Source organism: Streptomyces fradiae ATCC 10745 = DSM 40063, assembly GCF_008704425.1.
Classification (GTDB): Bacteria; Actinomycetota; Actinomycetes; order Streptomycetales; family Streptomycetaceae; genus Streptomyces; species Streptomyces fradiae.
The window spans coordinates 2,674,622-2,689,214 of the sequence record NZ_CP023696.1; the positions used below are offsets into that span (position 1 = coordinate 2,674,622).

The window sequence follows — 14,593 nt, forward strand, 5'->3', positions numbered from 1 at the left end:
CCCGGCCGCGGCCCGTCGCCGTCGTGACGGCCCGAGGCGTCGCTCACCGCGCCTCCGGGGCGCTGTGAGCGGGTCCCTTCGGCCGTCGTGGGGGGTGCGTCCAGCACCCCCCACACCCCTTTCCTGGAGGCAGACGCAGATGACGACCGACGCAAGCGCCCCCTGGCTCATCGCGGGGCTGGGCAACCCGGGCCCCGGCTACGCGGGGAACCGGCACAACGTCGGCTTCATGGTGGCCGACCTCCTCGCCGAGCGGATCGGCGGCTCCTTCAAGCGGCACGGCAAGGCGCAGGCCCAGGTCGTGGAGGGGCGCATCGGCGCTCCCGGCCCGGCCGGCCGCCGGGTCGTCCTCGCCAAGCCCATGTCGTACATGAACCTCTCCGGCGGGCCGGTCACCGCGCTGCGGGACTTCTACAAGGTGCCCACCGGCAACATCGTCGCCGTCCACGACGAGCTGGACATCGACTACGGCGTCCTCCGCCTCAAGCTGGGCGGCGGCGACAACGGCCACAACGGCCTGAAGTCGATGACCAAGGCGATGGGCCCCGACTACCACCGGGTGCGGTTCGGCATCGGCCGCCCGCCCGGCCGGATGCCGGTCGCCGACTTCGTCCTCAAGGACTTCTCCCCGGCCGAGCGCAAGGAACTGGACTACTTCGTGGACCGGGCCGCCGACGCCGTCGAGGCGCTGGTCATCGAGGGCCTGGAGCGGGCCCAGTCCACGTACAACTCCTGACGGCCGGCCACCGGGATTGACCGGGCGCGGCCCCATGGCCAAGGATCGCGCCCCATGAGCCCCAAGCGTCCCCGGAGCCCGCAGCGCCCGCAGCGCCCGAAGCGCCCGAAGAAGCGGACCTCCGCCCTCCCGTACCTCCTGGCCCTCGCCATGGCGCTGGTGGCCCTGGTGCTGGTGGCGGCCGGGGTCTGGGCCTCGTGGGACACCGCGCAGCACGTCCTGCTCTCCAAGGGCCGTGAGCACGGCACCATGACGGTCACCGGCTGCGGCGACGAGGTGTGCACGGGCCGGTTCGCCCCCGAGGCGCCCGGCGCGCCGTCCCGTACGGACATGACGATCCCCCGGTCCGTCGCCGTCGAGAAGGGCGGGGTGTACGAGGTGGTCGTGAAGCCCGACACGACCGAGGCGGTGCGCGCCGGCCTGGCCGGCGGGCTGCACGCGTGGCTGCCGCTGGGCGGCGCGCTGCTGCTGGCCGCCCCGGTGCTCGGCGGCGGGCTGCGCTGGCCCCGCGCCGCGTGGGCGTCGGGCGGGGCGGGCGGGGTGCTGCTCGTGGCCTCGTTCCTGGCGCTCTGACGATGCGTCAGTCGCCCTGGTTACTAGCAGGTCGTGGCCGAATCTCTACGAAGTTCCGTACAACCAAACCAGATGTGATCACATTGTTATCGATCCGTCAGGGCTCAAACGGAGCAGACCGGCCCATACACCCCTGATCCCCCTTGACTGGTTCTCGACGTCGAAGGAAGCTGAGCCGCCCCCCCCACGGCCTCCGTCACCTCTCACGTTGGACTGCCCATGCGCACCCTTTCGAAGACCACCGGCGCTCTGGTGGCGGCCGCGGCCTGCGGTCTGCTCCTCGCCCCCGCCGCCCACGCCACCAAGGGCGACAACGGCACCGTGAAGATCCACGACTCGAAGACCGGCGAGGAGCTCAAGAAGAACGAGCCCAAGGTCTGCGAGTTCTACCTCGACGCCTTCAAGTTCGACGCCGCCCAGAAGGTCACCTGGGAGATCCAGGCGTGGGCGAACAACGAGCTCGAGAAGGGCACCACCGTCGAGGAGGGCGCCTTCACCCTGGACGGCCAGGGCCACGGCCGCACCGAGGACATGACCCTCCCCGACGGCCAGTACAAGCTGTTCTGGAGCTGGGAGGGCATGAAGGGCGCCCCCAAGCACAAGGTCTTCAAGAGCGACTGCCCCGACGAGACTCCGGACCCGAGCGGCTCCCCGTCCGAGGACCCGTCCGGCACCCCGACCCCGACGGACACCCCGTCCGAGGAGCCGTCGGGCACGCCGTCCGAGAACCCGTCGGGCACGCCGTCCGAGAACCCGTCCGAGACCCCCTCGGCCACCCCGTCCGAGACGCCGGGCACGCCCGCGCCGTCCGAGACCGCTCCGGGCGGCGCCGAGCCGACCGCCGCTCCGTCCGCCTCCGAGGGCGCCGTCGACGGTGACCTCGCCGAGACCGGCAGCAGCACCCCCGTGGCCGCCCTCGCCGCCGCGGCCGCCGCGCTCGTCGCCGGCGGTGCCTTCCTGGTGATGCGCCGCCGCAAGGCCCAGCAGCACTGACGACGCGCCCCGCGCGCGTGAAACGGGCGGGCCCCCGCCGGAGCGATCCGGCGGGGGCCCTTCCCGTGTGCGGGGCCCGCCCCTGCGAGGGGCGGGCGCGGGCGTCAGCCCGTGTTGCGCAGGCCCGCCGCGACACCGTTCACGGTGAGCAGCAGGGCGCGGGCCAGCAGCGGGTCGGCCGGCTCGTCGGCGGCGGCCGCGTCGCGCTGCCGCTTCAGCAGGGCGACCTGGAGGTAGGAGATCGGGTCCAGGTAGGCGTCGCGGATGGCGAACGTCTGCTTCAGCACGGGCTGCGCGTCCAGCAGCTCCCGCTCGCCGGTGACCCGCAGGACCTGCTCCACGGTCAGCGCGTGCTCGGCCTCGATGGTGGCGAAGACGTGCTTGAGCGGCTCGGGGACGAGCGTGTCGACGTAGTGGCGGGCGATCCGCAGGTCCGTCTTGGCGAGGGTCATCTCGACGTTCGACAGGAAGTTGCGGAAGAAGTGCCACCGCTCGTACATCTCGGCGAGCACGTCGTCCAGGCCCGCGTCCCGCAGCGCCTTCAGGCCGGAGCCGACGCCGTACCAGCCGGGCACGATCTGCCGCGACTGCGTCCAGCCGAACACCCACGGGATGGCCCGCAGCCCGTCGAGCCCGGCGCCCGAGTCGGGGCGGCGGGACGGGCGGGAGCCCAGGTGCAGCTCCGCGAGCTGGTCGACGGGGGTGGAGGCGAAGAAGTACGCGGGCAGGTCCGGGTCCTCGACGAGCGCCCGGTACGCGGTGTGGGCGGCCTCCGAGGCGGTGTCCATCGCCGCGTCCCAGCGGGCCAGGGCCTCCTGGGGCTGACGCGGCCCGGTGTGCAGGGCGGACGCCTGGAGCGTCGCGGCGACGGTCAGCTCCAGGTTCTCCCGCGCCAGGGACGGGATCAGGTACTTGTCGGAGATGACCTCGCCCTGCTCGGTGACCTTGATCTCGCCCTCCAGGGTGCCCCAGGGCTGGGCGAGGATCGCGTCGTGCGAGGGGCCGCCGCCGCGGCCGACCGTGCCGCCCCGGCCGTGGAAGAGGCGCAGCCGCACGCCGTAGCGGTGGGCGACGTCGCGGAGCCTGCGCTGGGCGCGGTGGATCTCCCACTGGGAGGTGGTGATCCCGCCGAACTTGGAGGAGTCGGAGTAGCCGAGCATGACCTCCTGCACGTCGCCGCGGAGCGAGACCAGGCGCCGGTACGACGGGTCGGCGAGCATCTCGTCCAGGATGACGTCGGCGGCCCGCAGCTCGTCGGTGGTCTCCAGCAGCGGCACGATGCCGATCTTGGCCCAGCCCGCGTGCAGGTCGACCAGGCCGGCCTCGCGGGCGAGGACGGCGGCGGCGAACACGTCGTCGGCGCCCTGGCACATCGAGATGATGTACGACTCGATGACCTCGGGGCCGAACCGCTCGAACGCCGCCTTCACCGTGTGGAACACGCCGAGGGTCTTCTGCCCGGCCGCGTCGAGCGGCGCCGGGGTCGGGGCGAGCGGGCGGCGGGAGCGCAGCTCCTTGGCGAGGAGCTTCTGCCGGTACTCGCGCGGCATGTCCGCGTACCGCCACGACTCCTCGCCGAGCCGGTCGAAGAGCTGGCCGAGCGCGTGGTGGTGGGCGTCGGCGTGCTCCCGCACGTCCATGGTGGCGAGCTGGAGGCCGAACGCGGCGAGCGTGCGGATCGTGCGGTCCAGGTGGCCGTCGGCCAGCAGGCCGCCGCGGTGCTCGCGCAGCGAGGTCTGGATGAGCGTGAGGTCGTCGAGCAGCTCGGCGGTGCCGAGGTAGTCGCGGCCCTCCTGGTGCGGGGTGCCCTGGGCGAGGCGCTCGCGGGTGTGCACGAGCTTCTGCCGGACGCAGGTGGCCTTGAGCCGGTAGGGCTCCTCGGCGTTGAGCCGCTTGTAGCGGGGGCTGATCTCGGGCAGCCGGTCCAGGTCGCGCTGGAGGGAGTCCAGCAGCTCCTGGGTGGCGCCCGCGTAGCGGATGGAGTTCGACAGCAGGCCGCGCAGCTCGTCGATCATCTCGATGGCGTCGGTGAGGCCGTGCTCGTGCTGGAGGATCAGCACCTCCCAGGTGACGGCGGGCGTCACGTTGGGGTTGCCGTCGCGGTCGCCGCCGATCCAGGTGCCGAAGGTCAGCGGGCGCGTGCCGGGCGGCAGCTCGTAGCCGACCCGCTCCAGCTCGGCGGCGAGGTCCTCCAGGACGTCGCCGACGGCGCCGGCGTGCAGCTCGTCGAGGTAGTAGATGGCGTTGCGGGCCTCGTCGGCGGGCTCGGGCCGGACGACGCGCAGCTCGTCGGTCTGCCAGACGAGGTCGATGTTCTCCGCGAGCCGCAGGTCGTGGCGGCGGCGGTCGGCGGCGGTGACCGGCTCGTCGAGGAGGGCGGCGATCCGGCGCAGCTTGTTCAGCACGGAGCGGCGCGCGGCCTCGGTCGGGTGGGCGGTGAAGACCGGGCGGACGTTGAGGTTGCGGATCGACTCGCGGACGTGCTGCGGGTCGCCGTCCTTCAGCATGTCCGCCGTACGGGCGAGGAGGCCGCCCTCGGCGGCCCGGCGGGCGCGCATCTCGCGGCCCCGGTGGACCTGCTCGGTGACGTTGGCCAGGTGGAAGTAGGTGGAGAAGGCGCGGACGAGGCGGGCGGCGGTCTCCAGGTCGGTGTCGCCGAGCAGCTCGGCGGCGGCCTCGCCGTCCTCGCGGGTCAGGCGGCGGACCTTCTCGACGAGGTCGAGGAGCTCGTGCCCCTCCTGCCGTACGAGCGTCTCGCCCAGCAGGTCGCCCAGTCGGCGGATGTCGGCGCGCAGTTCGGCGCTGGCGGAGGGGGTCTGGTCGGCACTGCTCACAGGTGCGGCTCCTTGCAGTGATGAGCACGTCTGGGAGGGGGTACTGCTGAGGTGTCCCCGGGAAACGCCCTTCGTGCTACCGGCCGGTTGCGCGAGGCGGTCCCAGCGGGACGCTGCGGACCGCGCTGTCCGACGGACCCAGGATAGGTGTCCGTCCGTGCCACGCCGCTCGCAGCCCTCTTGCCGCGGGCCCCGGCGCTGCCATACTTACGACTCCGTAGGTTACGGCACCGTAGGAAACCGGACCGTACGGAACACCCCCACAGTCCCCCTTCGTCTCACCCCCGAGGACGCCCATGACCATGAGCCAGGAAGTGCTCTCCCGCTCCGAGCGACAGTCCGAGCGCCGGGCCGACCCGCCGCCCAACGCCACGCTCGGCGGCGACAGCAAGCGGTCCGTCGAGCAGATCGCCCTGCTCCTCTTCATCGTCGTGCCGTTCCTCGCCCTGGTGGCGGCCGTGCCGCTGGCCTGGGGCTGGGGGGTGAGCTGGCTCGACCTCGGCCTGATGACGGCGATGTACTACATCGGCTGCCACGGCATCACGATCGGCTTCCACCGGTACTTCACCCACGGCTCCTTCAAGGCGAAGCGGCCGCTGCGGATCGCGCTGGCGATCATGGGGTCGCTGGCCGTGGAGGGCCCGCTGGTGCGCTGGGTGGCGGACCACCGCAAGCACCACCGCTACTCCGACGCGGAGGGCGACCCGCACTCGCCGTGGCGGTTCGGGGAGACGGTGCCCGCGCTGATGAAGGGCCTGTGGTGGGCGCACATCGGCTGGATGTTCGACGAGGAGCAGACCCCGCAGCAGAAGTACGCCCCGGACCTGATCAAGGACCCTGCGCTGCGCCGGATCTCCCGCCAGTTCGTGCTCTGGACGATCGTGTCGCTGGCGATCCCGCCGCTGGTCGGCGGCCTGGTGACGATGTCGTGGTGGGGCGCCTTCACGGCCTTCTTCTGGGGCTCGCTCGTGCGGGTGGCGCTGCTGCACCACGTGACCTGGTCGATCAACTCGATCTGCCACGCGGTGGGCAAGCGCCCCTTCAAGTCGCGTGACCGCTCCGGCAACGTGTGGTGGCTGGCCGTCCTGTCGTGCGGCGAGTCGTGGCACAACCTCCACCACGCGGACCCGACGAGCGCCCGGCACGGGGTGCTGCGCGGCCAGGTGGACTCCAGCGCCCGCCTGATCCGCTGGTTCGAGAAGCTGGGCTGGGCGTACGACGTGCGCTGGCCCACGGAGGACCGGATCGAAGCCCGCCGCCAGACCGCGTCCGCGAACGCGGCATGATGGACGGCGTGGCGATCGACGGCAGCAGTACCAGCAGCGACAAGCCCCGACGCGGGCGCCGGGTCCGGATGACGGGGGCGGAACGGCGCCGGCAGCTGCTCGACATCGGCCGGACGCTCTTCGCCGAACGCGGATTCGAGGGCACGTCGGTGGAGGAGATCGCGGCGAAGGCCGGGGTGTCCAAGCCCGTCGTGTACGAGCACTTCGGCGGCAAGGAGGGGCTGTACGCGGTCGTCGTCGACCGGGAGATGCGGCGGCTCCTCGACATGGTGACCGGCGCGCTCACGGCGGGGCACCCGCGCGAGCTGCTGGAGCAGGCGGCGTTCGCCCTGCTGGACTACATCGAGACCGACACGGACGGCTTCCGCATCCTGGTGCGGGACTCGCCGGTGGCGCAGTCCACGGGTACGTTCGCGTCGCTGATCTCGGACATCGCCACGCAGGTGGAGGACATCCTGGGGCTGGAGTTCAAGGCCCGCGGATTCGACTCGAAGCTGGCGCCGCTGTACGCGCAGGCGCTGGTGGGCATGGTGGCCCTGACCGGGCAGTGGTGGCTGGACGCCCGGAAGCCGAAGAAGGCGGAGGTCGCGGCCCACCTGGTGAACCTGGCGTGGCACGGGCTGGACGGCCTGGAGGCCAAGCCCCGCCTGATAGGCCACCGCAAGTCCTGACCGGCGCCGCGGTCGCGGGGCCCGCACCCGCCCGGCCGTCCGCACCGCCGCCGCCCGCACCGCCGCCGCTCACGGCGGCGCGGGCACGGCACGAACCGCGGGCCCGTGTCCGTTGCGCACGCGCCCGGCCCCGCACCGCTCAAGGCCGCGGCCGGGCCGGCACCGCTCATGGCCGCGCCCGGCCCCGCTCCGCGCCCGGGGGCGCCGCACCGCACCGGCGGGCGGCGCCCTCGCGCTCGCGGCGACCGCACCGGCGGGGCTCCGGCACCCCGGAGGCGCGGCCGGCGCCGTTCGGCGCTCCTCAGCACTCCTTCCGGCCCACCGCGAAGACGCGGCGGTAGGGGAAGACCGTGCCGTGCGGGCCCGGCGGGTACGCCTTGCGGAGCAGGTCCCGGTAGTGGGACAGGAACTCCGCGACCGCCTCGGCGTCCTCCCCCAGCGCGGTGAGGACGGGCCGCAGCGCCGTGCCCTTGACCCAGTCGAGGACGGGGTCCTCGCCCTGGAGGAGCTGGGCGTACACCGTCTCCCACACGTCGGCCGCGCAGCCGAGGTCGGCCAGCCGCTCCAGGTACTCCGTCGCCTCCAGGATGTGGACGTAGCGCCGCCCGTGGTCGCCGAGCCGGTCGCGCCAGCGCGGCGACTCGCACATCTCGGCGAGCAGCGCGTGACTGGGCGAGGTGAAGTTGGCCGGGACCTGGAAGGCGAGGGTGCCGCCGGGGACGATGCCGTCCAGCCAGTCGCCGAAGGAGTCGGCGTGGCCGGGGACCCACTGGAGCGCCGCGTTGGAGACGATCAGGTCGTACGGCTCGTCCGGCGTCCACCGGGCCGCGTCGGCGCGCCGGAAGTCGATCGCACCGCCGCCCGGCGTGGGACCGGCGTGGTCCGCCTCCGCCCGGTCGAGCATCTCCCGCGAGAGGTCGAAGCCGGTGATCCGGGCGTCCGGCCAGCGGTCCGCGAGCAGGGCCGTCACATTGCCGGGGCCGCAGCCGATGTCCGCGATGCGCGCGGGGCGGCCCTCCTTCTCGGCGGGCAGCTCGGGAATCCTGGCCAGCAGGTCGAGGAACGGGCGGCCGCGGTGTCCCGCGTGGCGCAGATACTGGTGAGGGTCCCACATCGGTGCGGACTGCATGGTTGTTTCCCCTTGCTGTTCGAGCGTCTCAGCGAAACGTTGCTCCAGTCAGGGCCCACTCAATCGTACGAACGCATATTTCTTGACGTCAAGAGACTTCATGTCGACAGATCCCCTACACTGATCGTCATGGAGGACGAGGTCGACCGGCTGGTCGCTGCATGGCGCCGCGAGCGCCCGGACCTCGACGTGGAGCCGCTCGAGGTGCTGAGCCGGGTGTCCCGCCTGGCCCGCCACCTGGACCGGGCGCGCCGTCTGGCCTTCGCCGAGCACCAGCTGGAGCCGTGGGAGTTCGACGTCCTGACGTCGCTGCGCCGCGCGGGCGCCCCGTACCAGCTCTCCCCCGGCCAGCTCCTCACCCAGACGCTCGTCACGTCCGGCACGATGACCAACCGCATCGACCGGCTCGCGAAGAAGGGCCTCGTGGAGCGGCTCCCCGATCCGACGGACCGGCGCGGCGTCCTCGTCCGGCTGACCGCCGAGGGACGGGACCGCGCCGACCAGGCGCTGTCCGGGCTGCTGGACCAGGAGCGGGCCATCCTCTCCCGGCTGTCGCGCGCCGAGCGCGCCGGTCTGGCGGCGCTGCTACGCCAGCTGACCGCCCCGTTCGACAACATCCCCGGCTGACGGCGGCTCGGCGGGCCCCACCCCGGCGCGGCGGGCGAGCGCGACGGCCGCCAGCGTGGAGTGCACGCCCAGCTTGCCCAGCACGTTCTGCATGTGCGTACGGACCGTGTGCGGCGACAGGAAGAGGCGCTCGGCGACGGCCTTGCGGCCGAGCCCGGCGACCATGCAGCGCAGCACCTCCCGCTCGCGCGGCGTCAGGGACTCCACCAGCCGCTCGCTCTCGGTGCGGTGCCTGCGCGCGGCCGTCAGCTCCCGCAGCACGCCCGTGAGGAGCGCGGGCGCCAGGTGGGTCTCGTCGCGCAGCACGCCCCGGATCACGCCGAGGAGCCGCTGGAGGGAGCAGTCCTTGGCGACCCAGCCGTTGGCCCCGGCCTGGAGGGCGAGGGCGGCGCGGCGCGGGTCGTCCCTCTCCGCGAGCACCACGATCCGCACGGGCGGCTGCGCCTCGCGCACCCCGGCGACGAGGGAGATGCCGTCCACGATGCCGTCGGCCGCGCCCCCGTCCGGGACGACGCGGGCGACGGCCTGCCCGGCGCTCACCCCCAGGTCGGCGTCGACCAGGAGGACGTCGAACCGGCGGCCCTCCGCCGCGGCCCGGTCCAGGCAGCGCATCGCGGCGGGGCCGCTGCCGGCCGCGGTGACGTCCACGTCCGGCTCGGCGGCCAGGGCCGCGGCGAGCGACTCGGCGAAGATGCGGTGGTCGTCCACCACCAGGACCCGGATACGGACCATGGACACCCCCATGCGTCGAGGAAGCGGGCCGGCGCGGATGCGCTGCCCGGAGCAAGGGCGCTGTCCCCTGGACGCACGGCCGCCGCCGTGCGGTGAGTGCTACCCAGGCCCCGGACGCCGTACCCGGCTGTCCCGCCCCCTGATCGGCATCGGCCCCCACCGATGATGTGCATCAGGGTACGGGCGCGGGCCCGGACCGGAAGCCGATTTGCGGAACTGACCGACCGGGGTGTTTCCCGTGTGTCCGCTGTGCCGTAACGGGGCGGAAATCGACGGTTCCCGTTCCGGAGGGGGGATGCCCGTGCCGGGCGGGGCGGGGCGTGCCGGGCGGCGTACGGGCCGTGCCGGGCGGGGCGTGCCGGGCGGCGGGCGGGGCGTGCCGGGCGGTGGGGCGGCCCGCCGGAGCGCCGTACGGTTCGCCCACCGCCCCGCGGGCAGCTCACAGCAGGCGGCGCGCCCCCGCCGACGGGGCGGCCGGGAAGATCCGCGGCGCCCGGTACCCCTCCGCCGCGAAGGCCGCCCGGACCGCGGCGGCCGTCTCCTCCACCGCGCCGGCCTCCGCCAGGACGACCGCCGAGCCGCCGAAGCCGCCACCCGTCATCCGGGCGCCCAGCGCCCCGGCGGCGAGCGACGCCGACACGGCGAGGTCCAGCTCCGGGCAGGAGACCCGCAGGTCGTCCCGGAGAGAGGCGTGCCCCTCGGTCAGCACGGGGCCGACGCCCCGCAGGTCGCCCGCGTCGAGCAGCGCCGCGACCCGCCCGACCCGGTGGTCGTCGGTGACGACATGGCGGACGTACCCGCGCACGACCGGGTCGCCCAGCCGCTCCAGCGCCTCCGGCAGGCGCGCGTGGGCGACCTCGCGCAGCGAGCGCACCCCGAGCGCCCGCGCGCCCGCCTCGCACCCGGCGCGCCGCTCGGCGTACGCGCCGTCGCCGAGCGCGTGCCGGACGCGCGTGTCCACCACCAGCAGCGCGAGCCCGTGCGCCGCGGGGTCGAACGGCACCTGCCGGCACGTCAGGTCGCGGGTGTCCAGGTGCAGGACGTGCCCCTCGGTGCAGCACGCGGACGCCATCTGGTCCATGACGCCGCAGGGCACGCCGACGAAGGCGTTCTCGGCGCGCTGGGCCAAGGCGGCCAGGGCCGGGCGGGAGAGCCCCAGCCCGTACAGCCCGTCGAGGGCGAGGGCGGTCGCGACCTCCAGCGCGGCCGACGACGACAGGCCGGCGCCCGTCGGCACGGTGGACGTCACATGGACGTCGGCGCCCGTCACCGGGTGGCCGGCCGCGCGCAGCGCCCAGACGACGCCCGCCGGGTAGGCGGCCCAGCCCATGCACGCGGCCGGCCCCGGCGCGGCGGCGTCGAGGTGGACGACCCCGGCCGGGGAGGCGTCGGCGGCCTGCGCCGAGTGGACGCGCAACCGCCCGTCCGTGCGGCGGGCGACGGCCGCGAGGGCCGTGTGCGGCAGGGCCAGCGGCATCACGGACCCGTCGTTGACGTCCGTGTACTCGCCGATGAGGTTGACCCGGCCGGGCGCGGCCCACACCCCCTCCGGCGCGGTGCCGTACAGCTCGCGGAAGCGTGCGGCGGCGGCCTCCGCGGCCCGCGCCCCGGGGTCGGTCACCGCCCCTCCCGCGGCCCCGGCCCGCGGCCCTCCGCGCGGTCGGCCTCCGGCCCGTGGCTCTGCGCCTCGCGGTTCTCCGCCGCGCGGTCCTCCGCCTCGCGGCGGCGGGCGAAGTCCCAGGCGTCGCGCACGATGCCGGCGAGGTCCGTGCGCGTGGGGCGCCAGCCCAGGCGCTCCCTCGCGGTCTTCGACGACGCCACGAGGACGGCCGGGTCGCCGGGGCGGCGGGCGGCGGTGACCTCGGGCACCGGGTGGCCGGTGACCCGGCGCACGGTCTCGACGACCTCCCGCACCGAGAAGCCGCTGCCGTTGCCCAGGTTGCAGATCAGGTGCTCGCCCGGGACGACCGCGTCCAGGGCGAGGAGGTGGGCCTCGGCGAGGTCGGCGACGTGGATGTAGTCGCGTACGCAGGTGCCGTCCGGGGTCGGGTAGTCGTCGCCGTACACGGAGATCGACGCGCGGCGGCCGAGGGCGACCTGGAGGACGAGCGGGATGAGGTGCGACTCGGGGTCGTGGCGCTCCCCCTGGTCGCCGTAGGCGCCCGCGACGTTGAAGTACCGCAGGGACGCGGCGGCCAGGCCGTGCGCGGCGGCCTCGCCGCCGATCATGTGGTCGACGGCGAGCTTCGTCGCCCCGTAGGGGCTCGTGGGGGCCGTCGGGTCGGTCTCCGTGATCGGTGTGGACACCGGTTCGCCGTAGGTCGCGGCGGTGGACGAGAACACCAGGCGGCGCACCCCGGCGGAGCGCATCGCGTCGAGCAGCGCCATGGTGCCGCCGACGTTGTTCTCCCAGTACTTCTCCGGGTGCGCGACCGACTCCCCCACCTGCGAGAACGCCGCGAAGTGCAGCACCCCGCCGTAGGAGCCGTCGAGGACCCGGGCGGCGTCCTGCACCCGGCCCTCCACGAACGCGGCGCCGTCCGGGACCGACGCGCGGAAGCCGGTCGACAGGTCGTCCAGGACCGTCACCTCGTGGCCGGCCTCCAGCAGACGCGCGGCGACCGCCCCGCCGACGTATCCGGCCCCGCCCGTAACCAGGTACTTCATGATGCGCTCGCTACCTCTCGCAGTCGCCGGGCCGCGGCCTCCGGCGGGACGTCGTTGATCCACACGCTCATTCCCGATTCGGAGCCCGCGAGGAACTTCAGCTTGCCGGACGCACGGCGGATGGTGAAAAGCTCGAGATGGCAGGCGAACGCGTCGCGCCGCGGGTCGGCGAACGGCGCCTGGTGCCACGCGGAGACGTACGGCGTGGGCGGCCGGCCCTCCCCGAAGATCCGGTCGAAGCGGCGCAGCAGCTCCAGCTGGACGCGGGGCAGTTCCCCGCGCGCCGCCGCGTCCAGGCCGCGCAGGTCGGGCACGCGGCGGCGGGGGTAGAGGTGCACCTCGTACGGCCAGCGGGCGGCGTACGGGACGAAGGCGGTCCAGTGGTCGGTGGCGAGGACCACGCGCTCGCCGTCCTCGCGCTCCCGCCGTACGACGTCGTCGAAGAGGTTGCCGCCGCCGGTGCGCGCCGCGTGCTCCCGCGCGGAGCGCAGCATCAGCTCCGTGCGGGGGGTGGTGAAGGGGTAGCCGTAGACCTGCCCGTGCGGGTGGGCGAGGGTGACGCCGATCTCGGCGCCCCGGTTCTCGAAGCAGAAGACCTGCTCCACGCCGGGCACGGCGGCCAGTTCGGCGGTGCGGTCGGTCCACGCCTGGAGGACGAGGGCGGCCCGCTCCTCGGTGAGGTCGGCGAAGGAGGCGTCGTGGTCGGGCGTGAAGCAGACGACCTCGCAGCGGCCGGCGCCGCCCGCGAGGGACGGGAAGCGGTTCTCGAAGACGACCACGTCGTAGTCGCTGTCGGGGATCTCGGTGTGCCGCCCGTCGCGCGAGGGGCAGAGCGGGCACTCGTCGGCCGGCGGGAGGTGGGTGCGGCCCTGGCGGTGGGAGGCGATGGCGACGCGGTCGCCGAGCAGCACGTCCTCGCGGATCTCGGCGCGGGTGGAGACCGGGTCGAGGGGCCGCCGGTCGACGGCGTCGCGCACGACGTCGTCACGGGAGTCGTAGTACACCAGCTCCCGCCCGTCGGCGAGGCGGGTGGAGGTCTTCTTCACGCGGGGCTCCTCGCTCGGGTCCACATCAAGCGGATTCAACAAGACCCAACACAAGTAAGCAGAATCCAACACCCGGGTCAATGAGGCGCGGGGGGGAGGCAGGGGCCGGTGGGGCTCGGGGCAGGCGGAGTGGCGGTAGCGCCGCGGATGCCGGGGCGGGCGGAGAGGGGGGCGCGCGAGGCGGGGCGAGCACGTCCAGTGCGGCGGAGCGGGACGCGGGGCGGGCGCGGTGGGACGGGGCGGGGCGGTGGGGCGGGGCGGGGGGCGGTCGGGCGGGGCGGGGGGCGGTGGGGCGGGGCGGGGTGAGGGACGTCCGCGCGGTCGGCGGGGCTCCGTCGTGGAGACGCGGTGGCGCGCGGTCGACGGGCCGCTGCGGTGGCGGGGCGGCACCGGTGGCGGAATGGCGGGATGGCGCTGGGGCCGGAGTGACGTGAGGGAGGGGGTGATACCGGGGTGTGGTGCGTGCCGGGGTGCGCCGGGGCGCTCGGTGCCGGGCCCCGGGGCACGGGAGGTCAGGGGCTCGGCGGGAGGCCAGGGGCACGGGGCCGGGGGCCCTGCGGGTCAGCGGGGGTGGGGGACGCGGGGGTGGCCGGCGGTGGCGCGGTCCAGGAGGCCGGTGCGGGCGGCCAGCGCGGCGGCCTCCAGCCGGGAGCCCACGCCGAGCTTCATCAGGACGCGCTGCACATGGGTGCGGGCCGTACTGGGGGCGATCCCCATTCCGGCCGCGATGAGCCGGGTGTCCTCGCCCTCCGCGACCCGTACCAGCACCTCCACCTCGCGGGGCGTCAGCATCCGCAGCAGCCGCTGCCCCTCGTCGTCCGGGGTGGCGGCCGGGTTCAGCAGCTCGGTGAAGGCGCCCTGGAGGAGCTGCGGGGCGACGGCGGCCTCCCCCGCGCGGGCCTTCATGATGGCGCGTTCGACGCCCTCGATGCGCTCGTCGTGCCGTACGTACCCGGACGCCCCGGCCGCGAAGGCCGCCGCGATGCCGCGCGGGCTGGGCACCGGCCCGAGGACCACCACCGCGACCTGCGGGCGGTCCCGCTTGATGCGGACGACCGGGTCGAAGGCGCCCGGCTCCGCGGGGGTCGCCGTGCCCAGCAGGCAGACCTCCGGGGCGCGGCTCACCACCAGTTCGGCCGCGCCCGCGGCGGGCGCGGCGGCGGCGAGCACGCGGTGCCCGCGCAGCTTCAGCGCCGAGGCGAGTGCCTCGGCTAACAGGCGGTGGTCGTCGACCACCATCAGGCGCACGCCCATCGAGAACCCCCAACCCCCGGCCGCCCCCCGGCCGTCCATGACCCG

At 74.7% G+C, this 14,593-nt stretch carries 12 protein-coding genes and 1 pseudogene; 6 read left to right on the forward strand and 7 right to left on the reverse strand.

What is annotated here, in order from left to right:
- Positions 1-139 precede the first annotated feature (139 nt).
- The 3 genes from pth to CP974_RS11830 all read left to right on the forward strand — a co-directional run bounded on the left by pth (position 140) and on the right by CP974_RS11830 (position 2,302).
- Positions 140-736, forward strand: coding sequence for an aminoacyl-tRNA hydrolase (gene pth, locus CP974_RS11820; RefSeq protein ID WP_031130594.1), 597 nt, complete (start codon positions 140-142; stop codon positions 734-736).
- 150 nt (positions 737-886) lie between these two features.
- On the forward strand, positions 887-1,309 hold the full coding sequence (locus tag CP974_RS11825) for a hypothetical protein (protein WP_051839296.1): 423 nt from the start codon (positions 887-889) through the stop codon (positions 1,307-1,309).
- Positions 1,310-1,528: 219 nt separating this feature from the next.
- Positions 1,529-2,302 (forward strand): LAVTG motif-containing sortase-dependent surface protein, encoded by a 774-nt coding sequence (locus CP974_RS11830; protein WP_031130590.1) that lies wholly within the window; start codon positions 1,529-1,531, stop codon positions 2,300-2,302.
- 104 nt (positions 2,303-2,406) lie between these two features.
- Here the strand turns inward: CP974_RS11830 and ppc are convergent, their stop codons facing one another.
- Positions 2,407-5,136, reverse strand: a complete 2,730-nt coding sequence (gene ppc / locus CP974_RS11835; RefSeq protein WP_031130588.1) for a phosphoenolpyruvate carboxylase — start codon at positions 5,134-5,136, stop codon at positions 2,407-2,409.
- 302 nt (positions 5,137-5,438) lie between these two features.
- Between ppc and CP974_RS11840 the strand changes: the two genes are divergently transcribed.
- Positions 5,439-6,422: an acyl-CoA desaturase gene (locus CP974_RS11840; protein ID WP_373276774.1), complete on the forward strand. Its 984-nt coding sequence runs from the start codon at positions 5,439-5,441 to the stop codon at positions 6,420-6,422.
- Positions 6,419-7,093: a TetR/AcrR family transcriptional regulator gene (locus CP974_RS11845; RefSeq protein ID WP_037937596.1), complete on the forward strand. Its 675-nt coding sequence runs from the start codon at positions 6,419-6,421 to the stop codon at positions 7,091-7,093. Before CP974_RS11840 ends, CP974_RS11845 begins: the two co-directional genes overlap by 4 nt.
- Positions 7,094-7,394: 301 nt before the next feature.
- On the opposite strand, the gene CP974_RS11850 is transcribed toward CP974_RS11845, so the two are convergent.
- Entirely contained in the window at positions 7,395-8,222 is an 828-nt protein-coding gene (locus tag CP974_RS11850; RefSeq protein ID WP_031130583.1) for a trans-aconitate 2-methyltransferase, read from the reverse strand.
- 129 nt (positions 8,223-8,351) lie between these two features.
- Between CP974_RS11850 and CP974_RS11855 the strand changes: the two genes are divergently transcribed.
- Entirely contained in the window at positions 8,352-8,849 is a 498-nt protein-coding gene (locus tag CP974_RS11855; protein WP_031130581.1) for a MarR family winged helix-turn-helix transcriptional regulator, read from the forward strand.
- On the opposite strand, the gene CP974_RS11860 is transcribed toward CP974_RS11855, so the two are convergent.
- The 5 genes and pseudogenes from CP974_RS11860 to CP974_RS11880 form a co-directional block, all read right to left on the reverse strand.
- On the reverse strand, positions 8,808-9,581 hold the full coding sequence (locus CP974_RS11860; protein ID WP_031130579.1) for a response regulator transcription factor: 774 nt from the start codon (positions 9,579-9,581) through the stop codon (positions 8,808-8,810). The genes CP974_RS11855 and CP974_RS11860 overlap by 42 nt on opposite strands.
- A gap of 439 nt (positions 9,582-10,020) precedes the next feature.
- A complete protein-coding gene (galK, locus tag CP974_RS11865) occupies positions 10,021-11,202 on the reverse strand; it encodes a galactokinase (RefSeq protein WP_031130578.1) in 1,182 nt (393 codons plus the stop codon).
- A gap of 95 nt (positions 11,203-11,297) precedes the next feature.
- Positions 11,298-12,248: pseudogene (galE, locus tag CP974_RS11870) on the reverse strand (UDP-glucose 4-epimerase GalE); the annotation flags it as partial.
- Positions 12,245-13,294 carry a galactose-1-phosphate uridylyltransferase gene (galT, locus tag CP974_RS11875; protein WP_031130574.1) on the reverse strand — a complete coding sequence of 350 codons (1,050 nt, stop codon included), beginning with the start codon at positions 13,292-13,294 and terminating at the stop codon, positions 12,245-12,247. The gene galT and the pseudogene galE, both read right to left, overlap by 4 nt.
- Before the next feature lie 561 nt (positions 13,295-13,855).
- A complete protein-coding gene (locus tag CP974_RS11880; RefSeq protein ID WP_031136903.1) occupies positions 13,856-14,548 on the reverse strand; it encodes a helix-turn-helix transcriptional regulator in 693 nt (230 codons plus the stop codon).
- Positions 14,549-14,593: the final 45 nt, after the last annotated feature.

What these genes read in the sequence shown, in the direction of transcription:
- pth (WP_031130594.1), top strand. Translation starts at nt 140, where the DNA reads ATGACGACCGACGCAAGCGCCCCCTGGCTCATCGCGGGGCTGGGCAAC.
- CP974_RS11825 (WP_051839296.1), top strand. Translation starts at nt 887, where the DNA reads ATGGCGCTGGTGGCCCTGGTGCTGGTGGCGGCCGGGGTCTGGGCCTCG.
- CP974_RS11830 (WP_031130590.1), top strand. Translation starts at nt 1,529, where the DNA reads ATGCGCACCCTTTCGAAGACCACCGGCGCTCTGGTGGCGGCCGCGGCC.
- CP974_RS11840 (WP_373276774.1), top strand. Translation starts at nt 5,439, where the DNA reads ATGAGCCAGGAAGTGCTCTCCCGCTCCGAGCGACAGTCCGAGCGCCGG.
- CP974_RS11845 (WP_037937596.1), top strand. Translation starts at nt 6,419, where the DNA reads ATGATGGACGGCGTGGCGATCGACGGCAGCAGTACCAGCAGCGACAAG.
- CP974_RS11850 (WP_031130583.1), bottom strand. Translation starts at nt 8,222, where the DNA reads ATGCAGTCCGCACCGATGTGGGACCCTCACCAGTATCTGCGCCACGCG.
- CP974_RS11855 (WP_031130581.1), top strand. Translation starts at nt 8,352, where the DNA reads ATGGAGGACGAGGTCGACCGGCTGGTCGCTGCATGGCGCCGCGAGCGC.
- CP974_RS11860 (WP_031130579.1), bottom strand. Translation starts at nt 9,581, where the DNA reads ATGGTCCGTATCCGGGTCCTGGTGGTGGACGACCACCGCATCTTCGCC.
- CP974_RS11880 (WP_031136903.1), bottom strand. Translation starts at nt 14,548, where the DNA reads ATGGGCGTGCGCCTGATGGTGGTCGACGACCACCGCCTGTTAGCCGAG.